Annotated in this window: 21 protein-coding genes; 11 read left to right on the plus strand and 10 right to left on the minus strand. The window is 62.7% G+C overall.

The features are described 5' to 3' along the window. Positions 1–5: 5 nt before the first annotated feature. From rsfS to HU806_RS20280, 3 genes are all read right to left on the minus strand, one after another. Positions 6–500 (minus strand): ribosome silencing factor, encoded by a 495-nt coding sequence (gene rsfS, locus HU806_RS20270; protein ID WP_186613710.1) that lies wholly within the window; start codon positions 498–500, stop codon positions 6–8. A gap of 70 nt (positions 501–570) precedes the next feature. Beyond that, a complete protein-coding gene (gene nadD / locus HU806_RS20275) occupies positions 571–1,242 on the minus strand; it encodes a nicotinate-nucleotide adenylyltransferase (protein WP_186613789.1) in 672 nt (223 codons plus the stop codon). 28 nt (positions 1,243–1,270) lie between these two features. Continuing rightward, positions 1,271–2,542, minus strand: coding sequence for a glutamate-5-semialdehyde dehydrogenase (locus HU806_RS20280; protein ID WP_186613712.1), 1,272 nt, complete (start codon positions 2,540–2,542; stop codon positions 1,271–1,273). Between the two features lie 198 nt (positions 2,543–2,740). Here HU806_RS20280 and HU806_RS20285 point away from each other — a divergent pair, with 198 nt between their 5' ends. Next, positions 2,741–3,421 carry a DNA-3-methyladenine glycosylase gene (locus HU806_RS20285; protein WP_186613714.1) on the plus strand — a complete coding sequence of 227 codons (681 nt, stop codon included), beginning with the start codon at positions 2,741–2,743 and terminating at the stop codon, positions 3,419–3,421. Positions 3,422–3,482: 61 nt separating this feature from the next. Next, the gene (locus HU806_RS20290) at positions 3,483–4,799 is read left to right on the plus strand and encodes a bifunctional DedA family/phosphatase PAP2 family protein (RefSeq protein ID WP_186613716.1); all 1,317 of its coding nucleotides are present in this window, start codon (positions 3,483–3,485) and stop codon (positions 4,797–4,799) included. 18 nt (positions 4,800–4,817) lie between these two features. Here the strand turns inward: HU806_RS20290 and HU806_RS20295 are convergent, their stop codons facing one another. Genes HU806_RS20295 through HU806_RS20305 form a run of 3 tightly spaced genes read right to left on the minus strand, consistent with a single transcriptional unit; the run spans position 4,818 to position 6,497 of the window. Then, positions 4,818–5,408 carry an LON peptidase substrate-binding domain-containing protein gene (locus HU806_RS20295; RefSeq protein ID WP_186613718.1) on the minus strand — a complete coding sequence of 197 codons (591 nt, stop codon included), beginning with the start codon at positions 5,406–5,408 and terminating at the stop codon, positions 4,818–4,820. A gap of 10 nt (positions 5,409–5,418) precedes the next feature. Next, the gene (locus HU806_RS20300) at positions 5,419–6,135 is read right to left on the minus strand and encodes an LrgB family protein (protein ID WP_186613720.1); all 717 of its coding nucleotides are present in this window, start codon (positions 6,133–6,135) and stop codon (positions 5,419–5,421) included. Continuing rightward, complete coding sequence (locus HU806_RS20305) at positions 6,132–6,497, minus strand: CidA/LrgA family protein (RefSeq protein WP_186613722.1); 366 nt, start codon at positions 6,495–6,497, stop codon at positions 6,132–6,134. The genes HU806_RS20300 and HU806_RS20305 overlap by 4 nt, the downstream gene beginning before the upstream one ends. 189 nt (positions 6,498–6,686) lie before the next feature. Between HU806_RS20305 and HU806_RS20310 the strand changes: the two genes are divergently transcribed. The 3 genes from HU806_RS20310 (at position 6,687) to HU806_RS20320 (ending at position 9,623) form a co-directional block, all read left to right on the plus strand. Then, a complete protein-coding gene (locus HU806_RS20310; RefSeq protein ID WP_186613724.1) occupies positions 6,687–7,142 on the plus strand; it encodes a MaoC family dehydratase in 456 nt (151 codons plus the stop codon). A gap of 93 nt (positions 7,143–7,235) precedes the next feature. Next, positions 7,236–8,954 (plus strand): C13 family peptidase, encoded by a 1,719-nt coding sequence (locus tag HU806_RS20315; RefSeq protein ID WP_186613726.1) that lies wholly within the window; start codon positions 7,236–7,238, stop codon positions 8,952–8,954. A 27-nt stretch (positions 8,955–8,981) separates the two neighbouring features. Then, on the plus strand, positions 8,982–9,623 hold the full coding sequence (locus HU806_RS20320) for an oxidoreductase (RefSeq protein ID WP_186613728.1): 642 nt from the start codon (positions 8,982–8,984) through the stop codon (positions 9,621–9,623). A 157-nt stretch (positions 9,624–9,780) separates the two neighbouring features. On the opposite strand, the gene HU806_RS20325 is transcribed toward HU806_RS20320, so the two are convergent. From HU806_RS20325 to HU806_RS20340, 4 genes are all read right to left on the minus strand, one after another. Next, positions 9,781–10,065 carry a YceK/YidQ family lipoprotein gene (locus HU806_RS20325; protein WP_186613730.1) on the minus strand — a complete coding sequence of 95 codons (285 nt, stop codon included), beginning with the start codon at positions 10,063–10,065 and terminating at the stop codon, positions 9,781–9,783. Beyond that, positions 10,058–10,690 (minus strand): flavin prenyltransferase UbiX, encoded by a 633-nt coding sequence (gene ubiX / locus HU806_RS20330; protein ID WP_186613732.1) that lies wholly within the window; start codon positions 10,688–10,690, stop codon positions 10,058–10,060. Before ubiX ends, HU806_RS20325 begins: the two co-directional genes overlap by 8 nt. Continuing rightward, complete coding sequence (gene mpl, locus HU806_RS20335) at positions 10,690–12,036, minus strand: UDP-N-acetylmuramate:L-alanyl-gamma-D-glutamyl-meso-diaminopimelate ligase (protein ID WP_186613734.1); 1,347 nt, start codon at positions 12,034–12,036, stop codon at positions 10,690–10,692. Before mpl ends, ubiX begins: the two co-directional genes overlap by 1 nt. 161 nt (positions 12,037–12,197) lie before the next feature. Further along, a complete protein-coding gene (locus HU806_RS20340) occupies positions 12,198–14,102 on the minus strand; it encodes a sigma-54-dependent Fis family transcriptional regulator (RefSeq protein ID WP_186613735.1) in 1,905 nt (634 codons plus the stop codon). Positions 14,103–14,623: 521 nt separating this feature from the next. Between HU806_RS20340 and exaC the strand changes: the two genes are divergently transcribed. From exaC to HU806_RS20370, 6 genes are all read left to right on the plus strand, one after another. After that, a complete protein-coding gene (exaC, locus tag HU806_RS20345) occupies positions 14,624–16,144 on the plus strand; it encodes an acetaldehyde dehydrogenase ExaC (protein ID WP_186613736.1) in 1,521 nt (506 codons plus the stop codon). 204 nt (positions 16,145–16,348) lie between these two features. Next, the gene (gene eat, locus HU806_RS20350; protein ID WP_186613738.1) at positions 16,349–17,797 is read left to right on the plus strand and encodes an ethanolamine permease; all 1,449 of its coding nucleotides are present in this window, start codon (positions 16,349–16,351) and stop codon (positions 17,795–17,797) included. A 57-nt stretch (positions 17,798–17,854) separates the two neighbouring features. Continuing rightward, entirely contained in the window at positions 17,855–19,249 is a 1,395-nt protein-coding gene (locus HU806_RS20355) for an ethanolamine ammonia-lyase subunit EutB (protein ID WP_186613740.1), read from the plus strand. 11 nt (positions 19,250–19,260) lie between these two features. Beyond that, entirely contained in the window at positions 19,261–20,085 is an 825-nt protein-coding gene (gene eutC / locus HU806_RS20360) for an ethanolamine ammonia-lyase subunit EutC (RefSeq protein ID WP_186613742.1), read from the plus strand. Between the two features lie 106 nt (positions 20,086–20,191). Further along, on the plus strand, positions 20,192–20,653 hold the full coding sequence (locus tag HU806_RS20365) for a GNAT family N-acetyltransferase (RefSeq protein WP_053214645.1): 462 nt from the start codon (positions 20,192–20,194) through the stop codon (positions 20,651–20,653). Between the two features lie 364 nt (positions 20,654–21,017). Further along, on the plus strand, positions 21,018–21,674 hold the full coding sequence (locus tag HU806_RS20370; protein ID WP_186613744.1) for a DedA family protein: 657 nt from the start codon (positions 21,018–21,020) through the stop codon (positions 21,672–21,674). The last annotated feature ends 3 nt before the right edge of the window (positions 21,675–21,677 follow it).

Genomic DNA, 21,677 nt, shown 5'->3' on the forward strand with positions numbered 1-21,677 from the left:
ATCCCTTATTGCTGGTCTTTGTTGAGCTTGGTGAAGTGCTCATGGGGGTTTTCCGGGCTGTGGTGCGCGGCGCTGGCCGAACGGCTCTGCTCGGCGCCTGCCCACAGGCGTTCCAGGTCATAGAACTGGCGCGCCGAGGCGGTCATCATGTGCACGATGACGTCGTCCATGTCCAACAGGACCCAGTCACTGTCGCCCTTGCCTTCTTCGCCCAACGGCTTGACGCCCTGGGCCTTGACCGCTTCGCGGACCTTGTCGAGCATCGCGCCGATCTGGCGATTGGACGTACCGGTGGCGATGATCATGTAGTCGGTGATGCTCTGCTTTTCACGAACGTCGATCACCTGGATGTCCTGGGCCTTGACGTCTTCCAGGGCCGCCACGGCCACCTTGACCAGCTCTTCGCCGGCGAGCACCACGCCGGTGTGTGCTTCTACCGGCAGCGGGGCGCTCTTGAAGGTGCCCTTGCGCTTTACTTTGTTCAGGTCTTTGTCAGTCATATAAAACTCGTTTTGCTCATGTTCGGGCGCTTCGGTACACGTTGATTCGTGTCGGCGAAGCACACCTTGTTCAATTCGACGCACGGTACAGACCGTGCGCATCGATGTAGGCCAGGACCGCGTCGGGCACCAGGAAACGTACCGACTTACCGCTGGCCAGCAGTTGACGGATCTGGGTGGCGGATACCGCGAGCGGTGTCTGCCAGACGAATGCAATCTGTCCGCTCGGCCCCTTGAGGGCCAGCGGGTCGCTCACCGAGCGCGCCGCCAACAGGTTGCGCAAGGCATCCGGCGGTTCGCTGTCGGCATCCGGGCGTTGCAGCACCAGGATGTGGCAATGCTGGAGCAACTCTTCCCAGCGATGCCAAGTGGGCAGGCCGCAAAATGCGTCCCAGCCCAGAAGCAGGAAAACCTGGGCATCGGCGGCCAGTTCGGCGCGCATCAGCTCCAGGGTGTCAATGGTGTAGGACGGTTTGTCCCGCTGCAATTCGCGGGCGTCCACCACCAACGGTGCCACACCGACCACCGCGCACTCGACCATCGCCAGGCGGTCTTGCGCCGACACCTGCGGCGCATCCCGATGAGGCGGCCGGGCGCTTGGCGTCAGCCGCAGCTCATCGAGGCCCAGGGCATCGGCGGCTTCCAGTGCACCGCGCAGATGGCCGATGTGCACCGGGTCGAACGTGCCGCCCAGGATACCGATGCGCTTTGGCGCGGTCGCCGTCTCAGCGGTCGCAGTCATGGAGGCCAGTGGGTCGAGATCGCCCAAGTCAGACCGGCTCCTGGCCGCGCAGCTGGCCGTCACCGACCACAATGTACTTTTCGCACGTCAGGCCTTCGAGGCCCACCGGGCCGCGGGCGTGCAGCTTATCAGTAGAAATGCCGATCTCGGCACCCAATCCGTATTCAAAACCATCGGCGAAGCAGGTCGGCGTGTTGATCATCACCGACGCCGAGTCCACTTCGGCGACGAAACGCCGGGTTTCGCCCTGGTGTTCGCTGACGATGGAGTCGGTGTGGTGGGAGCCATGGCGATTGATGTGCTCGATCGCCTGGTCGAGACCGTCGACCACGCGGATCGACAGGATCGGCGCCAGGTATTCGGTGTTCCAATCCTCCTCGGTGGCGACCGCCGCGTCGATGATCGTCCGGGTCCGCTCGCAACCGCGCAGCTCGACGCCTTTTTCGCGGAACTGGGCGGCCATCGACGGCAGGAAATCCTTGGCGACAGCCTGGTCCACCAGCAGGGTCTCCATCGCACCGCAGATGCCATAACGATAAGTCTTGGCATTGAAGGCGATGCGCTGGGCCTTCGGCAGCTCGGCGTGGGCACTGACGTAGACGTGGCAGATGCCGTCCAGGTGCTTGATCACCGGCACGCGGGCGTCACGGCTGACGCGCTCGATCAGGCCCTTGCCGCCGCGAGGCACGATGACGTCGACGAACTCGGGCATGGTGATCAACGCGCCGACTGCCGCGCGATCGGTGGTCTCCACCACCTGCACCACCGCCGCCGGAAGATCGGCTTCAGCCAGGCCGCGCTGGATGCAGGCGGCGATGGCGCGGTTGGAATGAATCGCCTCGGAGCCACCGCGCAGGATGGTCGCGTTACCGGACTTCAGGCACAGGCTCGCGGCGTCGATGGTCACGTTCGGCCGCGACTCGTAGATGATCCCGACTACGCCCAGGGGTACGCGCATCTTGCCGACCTGGATACCCGACGGCCGATAGCTCATGTCGCGGATCGCCCCGACCGGGTCCGGCAGTGCCGCGACCTGACGCAGACCGACGATCATGCCGTCGATGCGCGCCGGAGTCAGTGCCAGGCGCTCGAGCATGGCCGGCTCCAGGCCATTGGCCCGGCCAGCGGCCAGGTCCAGTTCGTTGGCGGCGGACAACTCGGCGCGCGCAGCGTCCAGCGCATTGGCCGCGGCCTGCAGGGCGCGGTTTTTCTGCGCGGTGCTGGCACGGCCGATGATGCGCGACGCTTCGCGGGCGGCGCGACCCAGGCGGGTCATGTAGTCAAGAACGGACTCAGTCATGGTCTGTGTGGTCTTGGCAAAGAGGAAAGCGGCAGATTATAGCTGTCGTAACCCTCGACTAACAGCATGGACTCGCAGCGGTGACCGGCGGAGGAGCAAAAGCGGCATTAATCGCAGGTATTCCCGTGAATGTTCAGCGGTAATTAAGCTTTCCGTTGTTATCATCGCGCTATCTTTGGCCCTACTCCGTTCCTCGCCATGACCGATTCGCCAACCGCGCCCATTGCCTTGCCCCACGCTTTTTTTGATCGCGACGCCCAAGTACTCGCCCAGGACCTGCTGGGCAAGGTCATTCGCCACAAAGTCGGTGACGTGTGGCTCGGCGCGCGAATCATCGAGACCGAAGCGTATTACTTCGCTGAGAAAGGCAGCCATGCCTCCCTGGGCTATACGGAAAAACGCAGGGCTTTGTTTCTTGATGGCGGCCACATCTATATGTACTACGCCCGCGGCGGCGATTCGCTGAACTTCAGCGCCCAGGGCCCGGGCAACGCGGTATTGATCAAATCGGCGTATCCCTGGGTCGACGCCATCAGCGGCCCGGCGAGCCTGGCGCAGATGCTGATCAACAACCCCGACGCCCAGGGCCGCCCACGCACACCGCAAAAGCTTTGTGCCGGGCAGACCTTGCTGTGCAAGGCGCTGGGACTGAAAGTGCCGGACTGGGACGCGAAGCGCTTCGACCCAGAACGGTTGCTGGTGGAAGATGTGGGCGTGCCGACGGTCAATGTGATCCAGACCACTCGTTTGGGCATCCCACTGGGACGGGACGAACACCTGCTCTATCGCTTCGTCGATGCCGCCTACGCGCCGTGGTGCACCCGCAATCCGTTGCGGCGCGGCCAGGTCGAGGGCCGTGATTATTTTTTGCTTGCCTGAACGCAGCACCGCTCCCTGACAAAAATTGCATGCCGCTTGAATAAACAATGGAGTTGTCTTTATGGGCCCATGGCTCGATAGCATTACCGGCTGGCTGACTGTAAATCCGCAATGGCTGGCGGTGGCGGTGTTCGTCGTCGCTTGCGTGGAATGCCTGGCTATCGCCGGGCTGATCGTACCGGGCACGGTGCTGTTGTTCGCGATCGCGGTGCTGGCCGGCAGCGGCGCGCTGTCCTTGGGCGAAACGTTGCTGCTGGGCCTTCTAGGGGGGCTACTCGGGGATCTGGTGTCGTACTTCCTCGGCCGGCATTTCCACCAGAACATCCGGCGCCTGCCGGGGCTGCGGCAACATCCGGAATGGATGAGCGCGGCGGAGAGCTACTTCCAACGCTACGGCATCGCCAGCCTGCTGGTGGGGCGCTTTATCGGACCGCTGCGGCCAATGCTGCCGATGGTGGCCGGGATGTGCGACATGCCATTCCTGCGCTTCGCCGCTGTCAGCCTGGTCGCGGCGGCAGGCTGGACCGTGGCGTACCTGCTGCCGGGCTGGGCCACCGGAGCGGCGTTCCGCCTGCCGCTGCCCGAAGGTTTCTGGCCACAGGCCGGTGTCGTCATCGGCAGCATCGCCGTGATGCTCGGCCTGAGCGTCAACAGCAGCATGCGTCGCCATCGCCACGCCTCGGCGATCATCGCGGTTGTTGGCCTGGCGATCCTGATCGGCCTGTTTATCGGTTTTCGCTACCTGACAGCGTTCGACCAAGGCCTGATGACCCTGGTCCAGGAACATCGCAGCGCGACGCTGGACGAGATCGCCGTGACCTTCACGCTGATCGGCGAATTCCGCTACATGTTGATTGTCTGCAGCCTGGTGACCGGGTTGCTGCTATTGGCACGACAGTGGCGCCAGGCAATCTTTGCCGGCGGCACAATGCTGCTCACCGCCCTGGCCAACACTGGCTTCAAGCTGTTCTTCGCCCGCGTGCGCCCTGAAATCCTGAGCGAGCCATTGACTAGCTACAGCATGCCCAGCGGCCACGCCTCCGGCGCCTTTGCGCTGTTCCTGGCCCTGGCGATACTGGCCGGGCGCGGCCAACCGCCACGCCTGCGCCTGACCTGGCTGTTACTCGCCTCGTTGCCGGCGCTGGCCATTGCCTTGTCGCGGGTGTATCTCGGCGCCCACTGGCCGAGCGACGTTGTCGCCGGCGCCATGCTCGCCGCCACCGTCTGCGCCGCTGTCCTGTGGTTGAGCCAGCGCCAGGAGCCGCTTCGCGCCATGTCGCCAAAAGTCTGGTGGCTGGTCCTCCCGGCACTGATGGCGGCGTTCAGCTTCTTCGCCCTGCGGCATCTGCCGCACGCGATGTTGCGGTATGCCTATTGATGCATCGGCGCAGTCGTGTCAGGCGAACAACTCGCCCTGCAATTCATCGAGCAAGGCCTGGATCGCATCCAGGCGCTGCTGGGGATCGTCGAGTTGCAGCAGATCGATCTTGTCCAGTTCGTTGAACGGCAGCAGATAGGCCAGTTGATTGGCCAGCGATTGCTGGCCGGTCGCTTCGGTGCCCATGTTCAGCGCCTCGACCATGGGGTGTTCGGCCAGGGCCTTGAGCAAGGCAACCAGATCGGCGTCCTCATCCTGTAGCGGTTGTTCCGGCTCATCTTCGAGCCACTCGACCTCTGCCACGGTGAGTTGATCGGCCTGGACGCTGCTGTTGTGCACCAGGAATCGTCGTCCGCCCTGCACGCGAATACCCAGCAGGCCATTCTCTTGCTGGGAAAAGTCGGTGATCAGCGCTTCACAACCCACCCGCGCATAGCCGTCCGGCGCGATTCCAACCTCCTCGCCGTCGAGGATGCAGACCACGCCGAAGCCTTCGCCCTTTTTCATGCAGCGCCCGATCATGTCCAGGTAACGCGCCTCGAAAATCTGCAGATCGAGAGTGCAACCAGGGAACAGTACGGTGTTCAACGGGAACAGCGGCAAGCTCATAACCCATTCCTTAAACAGTCATCGACACCACCAGCGGCAGCAACACCGCCGTGGCCACGCCCATCAGACTCATCGCCAGTGCCGCGAAGGCACCCGACTCCTCGCTTTCCTGCAACGCCACCGACGTACCCACCGCATGGGCGGTCAGGCCCAGGGCCATGCCACGGGCCTCAGGACTGTGGACACCCAGCCGGGTCAAAATGCTCGGACCCAGGATTGCCCCGAGTACGCCGGTGATCAACACGAACACCGCCGCCATCGCCGCCACGCCGCCGATCTGCTCGGCCACCAGCATGGCGATCGGCGAGGTCACGGACTTGGGCGCCATGGTCATCAGAATCATGTGTTCGGCGCCGAATGCCCAGCCCAGCACTACTGCAGAACCGGTGGCGAACACCCCGCCTATCACCAGCGTAGTAAAAATCGGCCAGAACAATTGACGGATTCGCCGCAGGTTCAAATACAACGGCACCGCCAGCGCAACCGTGGCCGGACCCAGCAGAATGCTGAGTATCTCGGTGCTCTTGCGGTATTCGGCGTAGCTGATGCCGCAGCCGACCAGCACAGCGATCAACAGCAGCATCGACATCAATACCGGTTGCAGGAACACCCAGCGGGTCTTTTCGAACGCCGCCAAGACCAGTTGATAAGCGCCCAGGGTAATGCCGATGCCGAACAGTGGATGATGGATCACCGAAGTCCAGGCGCCTTGCCAGTCGAACATCATTGGGCGTCCTCCGGCTCGACATTGTGACGCCGGGACAGGCGCTGCATCAGTACGCCCGTCAACGCCACGGACAGGATCAAGGACAACACCAGCGCACCGACAATCGCCCAGAAATCGGCGGCGATCGCCCGGGCATACACCATCACCCCCACCGCCGGCGGCACCAGCAGCAACGGCAGATAACGCAACAGGCTGCTGGCGGCCAGGTTCAACGGCTCGCTGACTTCGCCGCGCGTGATCAGGTAGCCCAGCAACAGCAGCAGGCCAATGATCGGCCCCGGCAGGATTGGCAGGAATAAATGATTCAAGGCGGTGCCCAGCAATTGGAACAGCACCAGCCAGGTCAGGCCCCGTAACAACATCCGCTCTCTCCCCTGCAACACTTACTCAAAGAATGCGCCGGCATTATAAGCACGCCGGCGCTATGGTTCGGCATTCGTAAAAAGCATGGTCGATGACCTTCCCGACGCGCCATGTTGATCTACAGTGGTTCTCGGGGGCGCAGATCCCCGTTCCAAAAAAGCAGGACAGATGAACCAAGGAGAGTCTCAATGCCCTACGTTCCCGTAACAGCGCTCAAAGATTATGTCGGCAAGGAACTTGGACGTTCCGACTGGCTGACCATCGACCAGGACCGCATCAACCTGTTCGCCGAAGCCACCGGCGACTTCCAGTTCATCCACGTCGATCCGGTCAAGGCCGCGCAGACCCCGTTCGGCAGCACCATCGCCCACGGATTCCTGTCGCTGTCACTGATGCCCAAATTGATGGAAGACATCCTGATCCTGCCCGAGGGCGTGAAAATGGTCGTCAACTACGGGCTGGACAGCGTGCGTTTCATCCAACCGGTGAAGGTCGACTCCAAGGTCCGCCTCAAAGTCGACCTGGTGGAAGTCACCGAGAAAAAACCCGGCCAATGGCTGCTCAAGGCCATCGCTACCTTGGAAATCGAAGGGTCGGAAAAACCGGCCTACATTGCCGAGCCGCTGTCGCTCTGCTTCGTGTAACCCCCCGCGGTCGCGAAACCGCTCATGCAGTTTCGCATCGCTTCAACGCGCATAGCTGCGGCATACTCGTCGCCTGATTACTTGGATCCGGTTATGCGCGCACTTGTCCCCCTGACTCTGGCCCTATTGCTCACCGCTTGTGGCGACGGCGAATCGCTGTTGCCCCCCGACGCGCGCCTGCCCGACGGCGGGCGCTATCGCGGCGACCTGGTGGATGGGCTCTTGCAAGGCCAGGGCCGCATCGATTACCCCAACGGCAGCTGGTACGCCGGACAATTCGACAAAGGCCAGTGGCATGGCACCGGGGAATGGCATGGCAGCAATGGCGAAGTCTATCGCGGCCAGTTCCAGCAAGGCCTGTTCCACGGCCAGGGCAGCCTGACCACACCGACCAGCAGCTACACCGGCAGCTTCAAGCTGGGCCGGCGGAACGGCGAAGGGACGCTCAAGGAAAACGGCATGACTTACCGGGGTGAGTTCAAGGCCGACCGCTACTCCGGTCTCGGACGCCTGGAGCTCGAAGACGGCAGCCAGTACCAGGGCCCCTTCGCCAACGGCAAGCCCAACGGCGAAGGCCAGCGCTTCGATGCCAGCGGTAACCAATTCACCGGGCACTTCGTCGACGGCCAGCTCCAGGGCAAGGGCACCTTCAACAGCGCCGATGGCGACGTTTATGTCGGCGGCTTCAGGAACAACCAGCTCAACGGTCGTGGCCGCTACGAAAATGCCGATGGCGACGTCTGGATCGGCCAGTTCAAGGACGGCGCGCTGACCGGCAAGGGCGAGTTGATTGGCGCCGACGGCAGCCATTACCTCGGCCGCTTCAATGAATGGCGCTTCACCGGTGAGGGCCGCCTCAACCTGCCCGATGGCAGCTTCTACATCGGCCAGTTCGAAGGCGACAGCTACCACGGGCGCGGCACCCTGGTGCTGACCGACGGCACCGTGCAAAGCGGCACCTGGGCCAACGGCCAGCGGATACGCGACGCCGACGGCAAGCTGCTGCCGGACGTCCTTGAACTCGGCGTCCTGGCCCAAGGCCGGCTGCTGGACGATGCCCTCGCCAACATCCCGGCCTCGACCCCGGCCGTGGAACTGTACAGCTTGACCCTGGGCGGCGACGGCAAGCAAAGCGTGTTCCTGCGCGAATCCGACTACGTCGCCAACATGCTCGCCAGCCGTTTCAGCGCGTTCGGCCAGGTCCGACTGGTGAACCACCACGATCACCTCGGCGATCGGCCCATGGCCAGCCGTGAAAGCCTGCGCCGTGCCGCCGCTACCCTGGCCGAGCGCAGCGGCCCGGAAGACCTGATCTTCATCTACCTGACCAGCCACGGCACCAGCGAGCATGAATTGGTGCTCGATCAACCACGCATGGAGCTGGCCGACCTGCCCGCCGATGAACTGGCCGTGGTCCTGGCGCCGCTGAAGAATCGCGACAAGATCGTGGTGATCTCAGCCTGTTATTCCGGCGGTTTCATCCCGGCTCTGAAGAATGAGCGCACGCTGGTGATGACCGCGTCCCGGGCCGACCGGGTGTCTTTTGGCTGTTCCGAAGAAGCCAACTTCACCTATTTCGGTGACGCCCTGTTCGCCCAGGCGCTGAACCAGACCGACGACTTGGAACAAGCCTTCAAGCTCGCCAAGGGCATCGTTGCCGAACGGGAGCAGGCGGACAACTTCGAAGCCTCGGAGCCGCAGATCTGGGCGCCCCGGACCGTGTTGTCCCATTGGCAGTTGCTGCGCAAACAACAGGCGCGAAAAGCATTGCAAAGTGCTGCACTGAACGACGAGGGTAAAAAGAGCAACTAAGCTGAACCGTATCAAGGGGGAAACACTATGTACTTGACGCCTCAGCATGTTTTGCTCGCCGGCGCGACCGGGTTGACCGGGGAACATCTACTGGACCGGCTGCTCAACGAGCCGACCATTACTCGGGTACTGGCGCCTTCCCGCCGGCCATTGGCCGAGCATCCGCACTTGGAGAATCCAGTGGGGGAACCGGCCGAGGTGCTGCCAAGCTTGGTCGGCCCGGTCGATATCGCCTTCTGCTGCCTCGGCACGACGATCAAGAAAGCCGGCTCCGAACACGCCTTCCGGGCGGTGGACCTGGATCTGGTGGTGGCCTTCGCCAAACGCGCCCGCGAACTCGGCGCGCGACACCTGATCGTGATCAGCGCCCTGAATGCCGATGCGAAGTCGTCGATTTTCTACAACCGGGTCAAAGGCGAGATGGAAGCAGCCCTGAAGGCCCAGGACTGGCCACAACTGACTATCTGCCGCCCTTCCCTGTTGTTGGGCGACCGCGTCGAACCGCGCCTGGCCGAGCAACTGGCCGGGCCTTTGTCGAAGCTGATCCCAGGCAAGTACCACGGCATCGAAGCCTGCCAACTGGCCCGGGCCATGTGGCGGCTGGCGCTGGAAGAAGAGGATGGGGTGCGGGTGGTGGAGTCGGATGAGTTGCGCAAGCTGGGTAAATAACCTACTGCCCAGGACAACGCGATCATTGTGGCGAGGGAGCTTGCTCCCGCTCGACTGCGCAGCAGTCGCCTTCGAATTTGGGTCAGCCTATAAAGTTAAGGTCTGCTGCGCAGCCCAGCGGGAGCAAGCTCCCTCGCCACGGGGTTCTAGGCGTCTGTTACATGCCGCCAGAGGCCTGAAACCCCACCCCAATCACCGTCAACAACGACAGCGGCAACAACAAGGTATCGAGCAACGCACTCCCGGGCAGATCCACACCTGGATAACTCGGCGCCTCGGCACCAAAGCGGTCCTTGGCGCAGCAACCACCGTTCAGGGCGTAAAGATCCAGGCGCGTGCCTGCGTATACCACCGGCGCTCCCGGCTTGGCGGCGTCGAGCGTGCGGGCAGTGGCGCAACCGGTCAGTTGCAGTGCCAGCAGCACGATCAGCAGCTTATTCATCACTGCTCAAATGATGCTCGCCCCAGCGCGGCAACATGTCCTGGGGGATGTTCAGCAGATTGAGGATTCGCGCCACCACAAAATCGATCAGATCGTCGATGGTCTGCGGCTGGTGATAGAAACCCGGCGAGGCCGGCAGGATGGTCACGCCCATGTTCGACAGCTTGAGCATGTGCTCAAGGTGAATGCTCGAATACGGCGCTTCCCGCGGTACGAGGATCAACTGGCGGCGCTCCTTGAGAGTGACGTCCGCGGCGCGCTCGATCAGGTTGTTGCAAGCGCCGGTGGCAATCGCCGACAGCGTCCCGGTGGAACACGGCACCACCACCATGGCCGCCGGCGCACCGGAACCCGAAGCCACTGGCGACATCCAGTCGTCCTTGCCGTACACGCGAATCTGCCCCGCCGCCGCACCGGTGTATTCGGTGAGGAAGGCCTGCATCATCTGCGTCTTCGGTGGCAGCGTCACGTCAGTCTCGGTGGCCATCACCAGTTGCGCGGCCTTGGAGATCAGGAAGTGCACCTCACGGTCCTCGCGCACCAGGCAATCGAGCAAGCGCAAGCCATACTGGGCGCCGGAGGCACCGGTCATCGCCAGCGTGATGCGTTCGGGGCCATTGCTCATCACAGTGCCTCGGCCAGTTTGCCGTGCAGGCCGCCGAAGCCGCCGTTGCTCATGATCACCACGTGAGTGCCGGGCTGGGCCTGGCTCTTCACGCGCTCGATAATGCCTTCCAGGGAATCGCTGACAATCGACGGCACCGTGCACAGCGCGGCGATCGCTGCGAGGTCCCAACCGAGGTTGGCCGGTGCGTACCAGATGACTTGATCGGCATCGACCACGCTTTCCGGCAGGCCATCACGGTGCGCGCCGAGCTTCATCGAGTTGGAACGCGGCTCGATGATGGCGATCAGCGGCGCGTCGCCGATGCGCTTGCGCAAACCGTCAAGGGTGGTGGCGATGGCCGTCGGGTGGTGGGCAAAGTCGTCATAAATGGTGATGCCGTTGACGTCGGCGACTTTCTCCATCCGCCGCTTCACGCTCTTGAAGGCGCTCAACGCGGCAATGCCCATGGAGGGCACCACGCCGACATGCCGTGCGGCCGCCAAGGTGGCGAGGGCATTGGCAACGTTGTGCTGGCCGGTCATGTCCCACTCGACCACACCTTGGGATTGGCCTTCGAACATCACTTCGAACTCCGAGCCGTCATCCTTGAGCAACTTCACCTGCCATTGGCCGCCCGCGCCGGTGGTCTGCACCGGGGTCCAGCAACCCATTTCGATGACGCGCTGCAGGGCAGGCTCGGTGGTCGGATGGATCACCAGGCCTTCGCTCGGAATAGTGCGCACCAAGTGATGGAATTGCCGCTCGATGGCCGGCAGATCAGGGAAAATGTCGGCATGGTCGAACTCAAGATTATTGAGAATCGCTGTACGCGGACGGTAGTGGACGAATTTCGAGCGTTTGTCGAAGAAGGCGCTGTCGTATTCATCGGCCTCGATCACGAAAAACGGCGTGCCGCCCAGGCGTGCCGATACCGAGAAGTTCTGCGGCACGCCGCCAATCAAGAAGCCAGGGCTCATGCCTGCGTGCTCCAACACCCAGGCGAGCATGCTGCTGGTGGTGGTCTTGCCGTGGGTACCGGCCACGGCCAGGACCCAACGCCCCTGCAGCACATGATCGGCCAACCACTGCGGCCCGGACATGTACGGCAGGCCTTTGTTGAGCACATATTCCACCGCCGGGTTACCACGGGACATGGCATTGCCGATCACCACCAGGTCCGGCGCCGGGACCAACTGCGCCGGGTCATAACCTTGGGTCAGCTCGATGCCCTGGGCTTCCAGCTGCGTGCTCATCGGCGGGTAGACGTTGGCGTCGGAGCCGGTCACGTGATGGCCCAGTTCCTTGGCCAGAACCGCCATCGAACCCATGAAAGTGCCGCAAATACCGAGAATATGGATGTGCATTAGTACGACCTCGTAAACATGGCCGCAGGTTAGCGTAGGGAGGGGGAATTCGCACCTTGTGTTTAGAGCTTACCCTCACCAGAACACCGCAAATTCCTGCTGGAGCACAGGTTTTTTGTGGCGAGGGAGCTTGCTCCCTCGCCACAAAAGCAGTTCGTAGCTCAGCGGGCGATGGCGTGTTTACGCAGCTTGCGGTAGAGGGTATTGCGGCTGATCCCCAATTGCGCCGCCGTGTGGGTCATGTGCCAGCGCTGGCGCTCCAGTGCGTCGAGCAATGCCAGGCGCTCGGCGTCTTCCAGCGGCCGCTCCGCCACCGTTTCAACCACTGCCACCGGGCGCTGGCGAATCATCGCCGGCAAGTCCTCCAACCCAATCCGCCCGCCATCGCATAACGCAGCGAGGGTGCGCAGCACATTGCGCAGTTGCCGCACGTTGCCCGGCCAGTCGAACTCGAGCAACGCCTGGCGCGCCGGTTCGTCGATGAACACCGTCTCGGCGCCGCCCTCTTCAGCCAACAGGAAATCCAGCAACTGCGACTTGTCACTGCGCTCGCGCAACGCCGGCAGCGGGATTTCCAGGCCATTGAGGCGGTAATACAAATCCTCGCGAAAACTGCCATCGCGCACCCGGTCGAGCAATTGCCGGTGGGTGGCGCTGATGATGCGCACGTTCACCGCCTCGGGTTCGCCGCCGATGGGCACCACCTGGCGATCTTCCAGCACCCGCAGTAAACGGGTCTGCAAGGCCAGGGGCATGTCGCCGATTTCATCGAGGAATAGCGTGCCGCCGTCGGCCTGTTGCAGCTTGCCGCGCATGCCTTCCTTGCGCGCGCCAGTGAAGCTGCCGCCGCGATAACCGAACAGCTCGCTTTCGATCAGGCTTTCCGGAATGGCCGCGCAGTTGAGGGCGACGAAATTTTTCCCGGCGCGCTGGCTGGCGTGGTGCACGGCTTTGGCGAACGCCTCCTTGCCGGAGCCGGTTTCGCCGTGGATCAACAGCGGCACGTCACGCTCGAAGACTCGCAGCGCCTTGCGAAAATGCTCCTGCAACGCCGCGTCGCCGAGGCAGATGCCCGGCAGGCGCGCGGGTTCGACAACTTTGAGCGCCGGCGCGACCGGCGCCGGCACGCTACGGGGCTGGCCGCGCAATACGGCGAACAGATGCCGGCCGTCACGAGTGCGCAACGGCCAACTTGCACTCGCCTGGGCGCTGGCCCGGCCCAGCAACTCATCCAATGAACAGTCGAAAAAGTCCTCGACGCACTGGCCGAGCAGGCTGCCGCGGATGTGTCCCAACAGGTTCAACGCGCTCTGGTTGACCGCGTTAATCCGCCCTTCGCCGTCGAACGCCAGCAAACCCTCACTGAACAGTCCCACGGACTCGGCCTGCAAATGAAAGCGCAGCAGCCACTGATTGTCGAAGCAACGGAGGAAATAGCAGCTCTCGATCATCTTCGCCGAGAGATTGACCAGGGCCATGGTGTGGAACTGGCTCTGGCGCGAGACGTCTGGCCGGGCCGAGGACACGTCGAGCACTGCCAGTAATTCGCCGTGAGGATCGAACACCGGGCTGGCCGAACAGGTCAGGCCGGTGTGACGACCGCGAAAGTGTTCTTCCTGGTGAATGGTCAGGGCTTGGCGCTCCACCAGGCAGGTGCCGATGCCGTTGGTGCCTTCGCAGGCTTCGCTCCAGTCGGCGCCGAGCCAGAGGCCGGCCCGTTCGAAAATCTTCCGTTCGCTGGGGGCGGTGACGCAGTTGAGGATCACGCCCCGGGCGTCGGTCAATAGCACCGCGTGGCCGGCGCCGGAGAGTTGCTGATGCAGGCTGGTCATTTCAGTGCCGGCGATGTGCAGCACTTGTTGCAGGCGCTCGCGACTTTCCAGCACCCGGCCATGCTCGAGCACGGTCGGCGCCAGGTTCTGGGCCGGGTCGAGATGATAATCCTCGAGGCAGCGCAGCCAGGAACGGGCAATCGACGGATCACTGCCAGGCCCCTGCAAATGGGCCTTGCCCTGGGTGACCGTCAGGACTTGCTGGGCATGGCGACTCAAATGGTTGCTGTGCATTTCTTATTGTTCTCCCCGAAGGACCTTTTGGACCTGCCGACACATTACCCCGTGGCGAGGGAGCTTGCTCCCGCTGGGCTGCGCAGCAGCCCCAAAACCAGAGCTTGCGGTGTATCAGGCTGACCGGGTTGGCTGCCTTGGGACCGCTTCGCGCTCCAGCGGGAGCAAGCTCCCTCGCCACAAAAGCAGTCTTATCACCCAAACAGTCCTGCAAAAGAAGCAGTCTTGCCACAAAAGCGGTCCGTCCATGGCCTCGCCGTCGGAGCCAGCATCCTCCAGCCCACCGACCTTTGCAATGCTGGCGCGACCTGTCGGTCACAGACTGTCTCAACCATGGCACAAACTGTCACACCCTGCGTATCGCAACCGTGACACAGGCCCTCCGTTTGTCCGGCCAACTCCTCCTAAAGTCTTGATTTCCGGGCCCTGCAAGGCAGTGGCCCAACCTTTGCTCTAGGCTTAAGTACCAGCGCGAATTTGCGCGGCTCCCTAATAAGCACAAAAGCCAAGGAGAACTCATCATGCGTTACGCTCACCCCGGTACTGAAGGCGCTATCGTTTCGTTCAAGGCTAAATACGGTAACTACATCGGCGGCGAGTTCGTCGCGCCTGTCAAAGGTCAGTACTTCACCAATACATCCCCGGTCAATGGCCAGCCCATTGCCGAATTCCCGCGCTCCACGGCCGAAGACATCGACAAAGCCCTGGACGCCGCCCACGCTGCCGCCGATGCCTGGGGCGCTACGTCGGCCCAGGCCCGTTCGCTGATCCTGCTGAAAATCGCCGACCGCATCGAAGCGAACCTCGAAACCCTGGCGATCACCGAATCCTGGGACAACGGCAAGGCCGTACGCGAAACCCTCAACGCCGACATCCCCCTGGCCGCTGACCACTTCCGCTACTTCGCCGGTTGCCTGCGGGCCCAGGAAGGCAGCGCCGCCGAGATCGACGGCAACACCGTGGCCTATCACATCCACGAACCGCTGGGCGTGGTCGGGCAGATCATCCCCTGGAACTTCCCGCTGCTGATGGCCGCCTGGAAACTCGCCCCGGCCCTCGCTGCTGGTAACTGCGTGGTGCTCAAGCCCGCCGAACAAACGCCACTGGGCATTTGTGTACTCATGGAACTGATCGGCGACTTGCTGCCGCCGGGCGTGCTGAACGTGGTGCAAGGTTTCGGCAAAGAAGCCGGCGAAGCCCTCGCCACCAGCAAGCGCATCGCCAAGATCGCCTTCACCGGCTCGACCCCGGTCGGCTCGCACATCATGAAATGCGCCGCCGAGAACATCATCCCCTCTACCGTGGAACTGGGCGGCAAGTCGCCGAACATCTTCTTCGAAGACATCATGCAAGCCGAGCCGAGCTTTATCGAAAAAGCCGCCGAAGGCCTGGTGCTGGCGTTCTTCAACCAAGGTGAAGTCTGCACCTGCCCATCCCGCGCCCTGGTGCAGGAGTCGATCTACGACGAATTCATGCACGTGGTGATGAAGAAAATCCTGCAGATCAAGCGCGGCGACCCGCTGGACACCGACACCATGGTCGGCGCCCAGGCCTCCGAGCAGCAATTCGACAAAATCCTTTCGTACCTGGAAATCGCCAAGGGCGAAGGCGCCGAGCTGCTGACCGGCGGTAAGGTGGAAAAACTCGAGGGCAGCCTGGCGACCGGGTATTACATCCAGCCGACCTTGCTCAAGGGCACCAACAAGATGCGCGTGTTCCAGGAAGAAATCTTTGGCCCAGTGGTGAGCATCACCACCTTCAAGGACGAAGCCGAAGCCCTGGCGATCGCCAACGACACCGAGTTCGGCCTTGGCGCCGGTCTCTGGACCCGCGACATCAACCGCGCCTACCGCATGGGCCGGGCGATCAAGGCCGGTCGCGTCTGGACCAACTGCTACCACCTGTACCCGGCGCACGCCGCGTTCGGTGGCTACAAGAAGTCCGGCGTCGGTCGTGAAACCCACAAGATGATGCTCGACCATTACCAGCAGACCAAGAATTTGCTGGTGAGCTACGACATCAATCCGTTGGGGTTCTTCTAACCTGCGGGAAATTGCGCCCGGCTGATCGTTCCCTCGCTCTGCGTGGGAATGCAGCCAGGGACGCTCCGCGTCCCAAAGAGCCGAACGCGGAGCGTCCGTAGAGGCATTCCCACGCGGAGCGTGGGAACGATCCAATGCAACATTGGTTTCAAGAGCAGCCCCGCTCCAACAGGGCCAAAAAACAATAAAAACAGGTAAACCCTTATGCCAAGCGATCATGCAAACCCGCAACCGGCAACGTCCTCGGTCGACTTCGAAAAAGTCGGCTCCGAATATTTCCAACAACGCGAACTGAAAAAAGGCGCGGCGGGCTGGGTCCTGCTGGTGGGCCTGGGCGTGGCTTACGTCATTTCCGGTGACTACGCCGGCTGGAACTTCGGCCTGGCCCAAGGCGGCTGGGGCGGGATGTTCCTGGCCACGCTGCTGATGGCCGCGATGTACCTGTGCATGTGCTTTTCCCTCGCCGAGCTGTCCTCAATGATCCCCACCGCGGGCGGCGGCTACGGCTTTGCCCGCAGCGCATTCGGGCCCTGGGGCGGATTTCTCACGGGCACGGCGATCCTGATCGAATACGCCATCGCCCCGGCGGCGATTGCCGTGTTCATTGGCGCGTACTGCCAATCGTTGTTCGGCATCGGCGGCTGGATGATCTACCTGGCGTTCTACATCGTCTTCATCGCCATTCACATATTCGGTGTCGGCGAAGCCCTCAAGCTGATGTTCATCATCACCGCCGTCGCCGCCCTGGCGCTGGGGGTTTTCCTGGTGGCGATGGTCCCGCACTTCAACGTCGCCAACCTGCTGGACATCCCGGTCACCGAGGCCGTTGGGGCGAGTTCGTTCCTGCCGTTCGGCTACGTCGGCGTCTGGGCCGCCATTCCTTATGCGATCTGGTTTTTCCTTGCCGTGGAAGGCGTACCGCTGGCCGCTGAAGAAACCAAGAACCCCAAGCGCGACCTGCCGCGCGGCTTGATCGGCTCGATGTTGGTGCTGGTGGCCTTCGCCCTGCTGATCCTGGTGATCGGCCCGGGCGGCGCGGGCTCCAACGCATTGATGGCGTCGGGCAACCCGCTGGTGGAAGCCTTGGCCAAGGCCTACGGTGGCTCGACCTGGATGGGCAGCTTCGTCAACCTCGTCGGCCTGGCCGGTTTGATCGCCAGCTTCTTTTCGATCATCTACGCCTACTCGCGGCAGATCTTTGCGTTGTCCCGCGCTGGCTACTTGCCGCGCAAACTGTCCGAAACCAACAAAAGCAAAGCACCGGTCCTTGCATTGGTGATCCCCGGCATCATCGGTTTCGGCCTGTCCCTGACCGGCCAGGGCGACCTGTTGATTCTGGTGGCAGTATTCGGCGCGACCATTTCCTACGTGCTGATGATGGCCGCGCACATCACCCTGCGCATCCGTCGCCCCAAAATGGACCGGCCATACCGCACGCCGGGCGGCATCTTCACCTCGGGCGTGGCGCTGGTATTGGCGTGCATCGCCGTGGTGGCGGGCTTCCTGGTGGACCCACGGGTGGTCATCGGCGCCGCGATCATCTATGGAGTGTTAATTGCTTACTTTGCCTTCTACAGTCGGCATCACTTGGTCGCAGGCACGCCCGAAGAGGAATTCGCGGCCATTCAAAAAGCCGAAGAAGCCTTGCACTAAGCCGTAACGTGCCGAAAACCACGGCGCCGCCCAGCGGCGCCGTCACGGAGAACCTGTATGGCCAGTTTTGCACACACGGTCGGCGCCCAGACCTACCGCTTCGACAGCCTCAAAGACCTGATGGCCAAGGCCAGCCCGGCGCGCTCCGGGGACTTCCTGGCCGAGATCGCCGCGCTCAACGATGGCGAGCGCGTGGCCGCGCAAATGGCTTTGGCTGACTTGCCCCTCAGCCATTTCCTGCAAGAAATGCTGATTCCTTACGAGACGGACGAAGTCACCCGGTTGATCGTCGACACCCACGATAAACAGGCCTTCGCCGCCGTCAGCCATCTAACAGTTGGCGGTTTTCGCGACTGGCTGCTCAGCGACGCCGCCGATGAGCAGAGCCTGCGAGCATTGGCACCCGGCCTGACGCCGGAAATGGTCGCCGCCGTCTCGAAGATCATGCGCGTGCAAGATTTGGTGTTGGTGGCGCAGAAAATCCGCGTGGTGACCAAGTTTCGCGGCACCCTCGGCCTGCGCGGGCGCCTGTCGACCCGCCTGCAACCCAACCATCCCACCGACGAACCCGCCGGTATCGCCGCGAGCATCCTCGACGGCCTGCTCTTCGGCAACGGCGACGCCATGATCGGCATCAACCCGGCCACCGACAGCACCGCCTCGATCTGCGCGATGCTGGAAATGCTCGACGCCATCATCCAGCGCTACGACATTCCCACCCAGGGCTGCGTGCTCACCCACGTCACCACCTCCATCGAAGCGGCGAACCGTGGCGTGCCGTTGGACCTGGTGTTCCAGTCCATCGCCGGCACCGAAGCGGCCAACGCCAGTTTCGGCATCAGCCTGAACATCTTGAAGGAAGGCTACGACGCCGGACTCAGCCTGAATCGCGGCACCCTCGGCAACAACCTGATGTATTTCGAAACCGGCCAGGGCAGCGCGCTGTCAGCCAATGCCCATCACGGCGTCGATCAACAGACCTGCGAGACGCGGGCCTACGCCGTGGCGCGACATTTCAACCCGTTCCTGGTGAACACGGTTGTAGGCTTCATCGGCCCGGAATACCTCTATAACGGCAAACAGATCATCCGCGCCGGCCTCGAAGACCACTTCTGCGGCAAGTTGCTCGGCGTGCCGATGGGTTGCGACATCTGCTACACCAACCACGCCGAGGCCGACCAGGACGACATGGATACCCTGCTGACCCTGCTGGGCGTAGCCGGGATCAACTTCATCATGGGCATCCCCGGCTCCGACGACATCATGCTCAACTACCAGACCACCTCGTTCCACGACGCCCTCTACGCCCGCCAGACCCTGGGCCTGAAACCGGCGCCGGAATTCGAAACGTGGCTGGCGAACATGGGCATCTTCACCCAGGCCGATGGCCGGGTGCGGTTCGGCGACAACCTGCCTCCGGCGTTCCGTCACGCCCTCGCGCACTTGGGATAAGAGACCTGTCCATGGATAAAACACCTGTCGACTCGCAAAACCCATGGCTGAACCTGCGCAACCTGACCCCGGCGCGCATCGCCCTGGGCCGCACCGGCACCAGCCTGCCGACCCGCGCGCAGCTGGACTTCCAGTTCGCCCACGCCCAGGCCCGCGATGCGGTGCACCTGGCGTTCGATCATCAGGGCATCCGTGCACAGTTAACCGAACGCGGCCGTGAAAGCCTGCTGCTACACAGCGCGGCGGCCGACCGCCACAGCTATCTACAGCGCCCGGACCTGGGTCGACGGCTCGACGACGCTTCCGCGCAAATCCTGCAAGACTACGCGGCCGCCCGTCCCGGCGGCGTGGACCTGGCCATCGTCGTGGCGGACGGCCTGTCGGCGCTGGCGGTGCATCGCCATACGTTGCCGTTCCTGGCGCGACTGGAAGAACAGATCACGGCTGAAGGCTGGTCTGTGTCGCCCATCGTTCTGGTGGAGCAAGGCCGCGTCGCCGTGGCCGATGAAGTGGCCGAACGGCTCGGTGCCAAGATGTCGGTGATCCTCATCGGCGAACGTCCCGGCTTGAGCTCTCCGGACAGCCTTGGGCTGTATTTCACCTACGCACCCAAGGTTGGCCTGAACGATGCCTATCGCAACTGCATTTCCAACGTCCGCCTCGAAGGCTTGAGCTACGGCATGGCGGCCCATCGCCTGATCTACCTGATGCGCGAGGCCTGCCGTCGGCAGCTTTCGGGAGTCAATCTGAAGGACGAAGCCCAGCTTCACACTCTAGAGTCGGAAAACGGTGCCGATATGAAAGGTAATTTCCTACTGGCGCCGCCCCCAAGCTGATCCTGTTTTGCAATTGCGCTTTCGATCCGCTTTCAGGCAGCATCTTGGCACGGCGGTCCGACGTTGTTGTCAGACTTAATGTCGACCTTTGCAGACGAGACCTACCATGCGGATTATCCAAGCGACGCTGGAACACCTGGACCTGCTGACCCCATTGTTCGTCAAATACCGGGAATTCTACGGCTCGCTGCCCTACCCGGACTCGTCCCGGGCGTTCCTGGAAAAACGCCTGCGCCGCAAGGAATCGGTGATCTACCTGGCCCTGCCGGATGACGACGACAGCCGATTGCTGGGGTTCTGCCAGCTCTACCCAAGCTACTCGTCGCTGTCGCTCAAGCGCGTGTGGATCCTCAACGACATCTACGTCGCCGAAGACGCCCGCCGACAACTCGTCGCCGACAACCTGATCCGCACCGCGAAAAAAATGGCCAAGGAAACCAACGCCGTCCGCATGCGCGTCTCCACCAGCAGCAACAACGAAGTCGCGCAGAAAACCTACGAATCGATCGGCTTCAAGGAAGACACCGAATTCAAGAACTACGTGTTGCCGATCAGCGAAGGGCTTTGAGCCTTATGGCTAGGTGAAGCTCTGTAGCTGAGTAAACCCCCTGTGGCGAGGGAGCTTGCTCCCGCTGGGCTGCGCAGCAGCCCCAAATCCCGAGCACGCGGTACACCAGGCTGACCGAGTTGGCTGCCTTGGGACCGCTTCGCTGTCCAGCGGGAGCTTCCCTCGCCACAAAAGCAGTCCGAGCCGGCGCCTCATCCGGCCATTCCCTCAGAAATCCCCAGCTACAAACTCACCCCGCACTTCCCCCGCCCCGCCGTATAATGCCGCTCTTCCCGGCTTGTAAGAAAAAGCTACACACGCTGTAGTCATACTCAAAGCCAGACCCACCAGCCCGCCGAGCCGGGCCGCCACCAAGGTGTTACGCATGGACTTCAACCCCCTCGACCTCATCCTGCATCTCGACGTCTACCTTGACCTGCTGGTGACTAACTACGGGACATGGGTCTACGCCATCCTGTTCCTGGTGATTTTCTGTGAAACCGGCCTGGTGGTCATGCCGTTCCTGCCGGGCGACTCCTTGCTGTTCATCGCCGGCGCCGTAGCCGCCGGTGGCGCCATGGACCCGGTCCTGCTGGGCGGCCTGTTAATGCTCGCGGCCATCCTCGGCGACAGCACCAACTACCTCATCGGCCGCACCGCTGGCGAAAAACTGTTCAGCAACCCCAACTCGAAAATCTTCCGCCGCGACTACCTGCAACAAACCCACGACTTCTACGACAAGCACGGCGGCAAGACCGTGACCCTGGCGCGCTTCCTGCCGATCATCCGCACCTTCGCGCCCTTCGTCGCCGGCGTCGGCAAAATGCCTTACCCCCGCTTCTTCGGCTTCAGCGTGCTGGGCACCATCCTGTGGGTCGGCGGCTTGGTGACCCTCGGCTACTTCTTCGGCAACGTGCCCTTCATCAAGCAAAACCTGTCGCTGCTGGTGGTCGGCATCATCCTGCTGTCGCTGCTGCCGATGATCATCGGCGTGGTGCGCAGCAAAATGAGCCAGCGCGGCTCCAAAGCCCAACCGCGCTGATCG

It is taken from the genome of Pseudomonas sp. SWRI154 (assembly GCF_014268645.1).
GTDB lineage: Bacteria > Pseudomonadota > Gammaproteobacteria > Pseudomonadales > Pseudomonadaceae > Aquipseudomonas > Aquipseudomonas marvdashtae.

What these genes read in the sequence shown, in the direction of transcription:
- HU806_RS20355 (WP_186613740.1), top strand. Translation starts at nt 17,855, where the DNA reads ATGGCCAGTTTTGCACACACGGTCGGCGCCCAGACCTACCGCTTCGAC.
- HU806_RS20310 (WP_186613724.1), top strand. Translation starts at nt 6,687, where the DNA reads ATGCCCTACGTTCCCGTAACAGCGCTCAAAGATTATGTCGGCAAGGAA.
- eat (WP_186613738.1), top strand. Translation starts at nt 16,349, where the DNA reads ATGCCAAGCGATCATGCAAACCCGCAACCGGCAACGTCCTCGGTCGAC.
- eutC (WP_186613742.1), top strand. Translation starts at nt 19,261, where the DNA reads ATGGATAAAACACCTGTCGACTCGCAAAACCCATGGCTGAACCTGCGC.
- HU806_RS20365 (WP_053214645.1), top strand. Translation starts at nt 20,192, where the DNA reads ATGCGGATTATCCAAGCGACGCTGGAACACCTGGACCTGCTGACCCCA.
- HU806_RS20295 (WP_186613718.1), bottom strand. Translation starts at nt 5,408, where the DNA reads ATGAGCTTGCCGCTGTTCCCGTTGAACACCGTACTGTTCCCTGGTTGC.
- HU806_RS20285 (WP_186613714.1), top strand. Translation starts at nt 2,741, where the DNA reads ATGACCGATTCGCCAACCGCGCCCATTGCCTTGCCCCACGCTTTTTTT.
- HU806_RS20340 (WP_186613735.1), bottom strand. Translation starts at nt 14,102, where the DNA reads ATGCACAGCAACCATTTGAGTCGCCATGCCCAGCAAGTCCTGACGGTC.
- nadD (WP_186613789.1), bottom strand. Translation starts at nt 1,242, where the DNA reads ATGACTGCGACCGCTGAGACGGCGACCGCGCCAAAGCGCATCGGTATC.
- HU806_RS20290 (WP_186613716.1), top strand. Translation starts at nt 3,483, where the DNA reads ATGGGCCCATGGCTCGATAGCATTACCGGCTGGCTGACTGTAAATCCG.
- HU806_RS20320 (WP_186613728.1), top strand. Translation starts at nt 8,982, where the DNA reads ATGTACTTGACGCCTCAGCATGTTTTGCTCGCCGGCGCGACCGGGTTG.
- HU806_RS20280 (WP_186613712.1), bottom strand. Translation starts at nt 2,542, where the DNA reads ATGACTGAGTCCGTTCTTGACTACATGACCCGCCTGGGTCGCGCCGCC.
- rsfS (WP_186613710.1), bottom strand. Translation starts at nt 500, where the DNA reads ATGACTGACAAAGACCTGAACAAAGTAAAGCGCAAGGGCACCTTCAAG.
- mpl (WP_186613734.1), bottom strand. Translation starts at nt 12,036, where the DNA reads ATGCACATCCATATTCTCGGTATTTGCGGCACTTTCATGGGTTCGATG.
- HU806_RS20315 (WP_186613726.1), top strand. Translation starts at nt 7,236, where the DNA reads ATGCGCGCACTTGTCCCCCTGACTCTGGCCCTATTGCTCACCGCTTGT.
- exaC (WP_186613736.1), top strand. Translation starts at nt 14,624, where the DNA reads ATGCGTTACGCTCACCCCGGTACTGAAGGCGCTATCGTTTCGTTCAAG.
- HU806_RS20300 (WP_186613720.1), bottom strand. Translation starts at nt 6,135, where the DNA reads ATGATGTTCGACTGGCAAGGCGCCTGGACTTCGGTGATCCATCATCCA.
- ubiX (WP_186613732.1), bottom strand. Translation starts at nt 10,690, where the DNA reads ATGAGCAATGGCCCCGAACGCATCACGCTGGCGATGACCGGTGCCTCC.
- HU806_RS20325 (WP_186613730.1), bottom strand. Translation starts at nt 10,065, where the DNA reads ATGAATAAGCTGCTGATCGTGCTGCTGGCACTGCAACTGACCGGTTGC.
- HU806_RS20370 (WP_186613744.1), top strand. Translation starts at nt 21,018, where the DNA reads ATGGACTTCAACCCCCTCGACCTCATCCTGCATCTCGACGTCTACCTT.
- HU806_RS20305 (WP_186613722.1), bottom strand. Translation starts at nt 6,497, where the DNA reads ATGTTGTTACGGGGCCTGACCTGGCTGGTGCTGTTCCAATTGCTGGGC.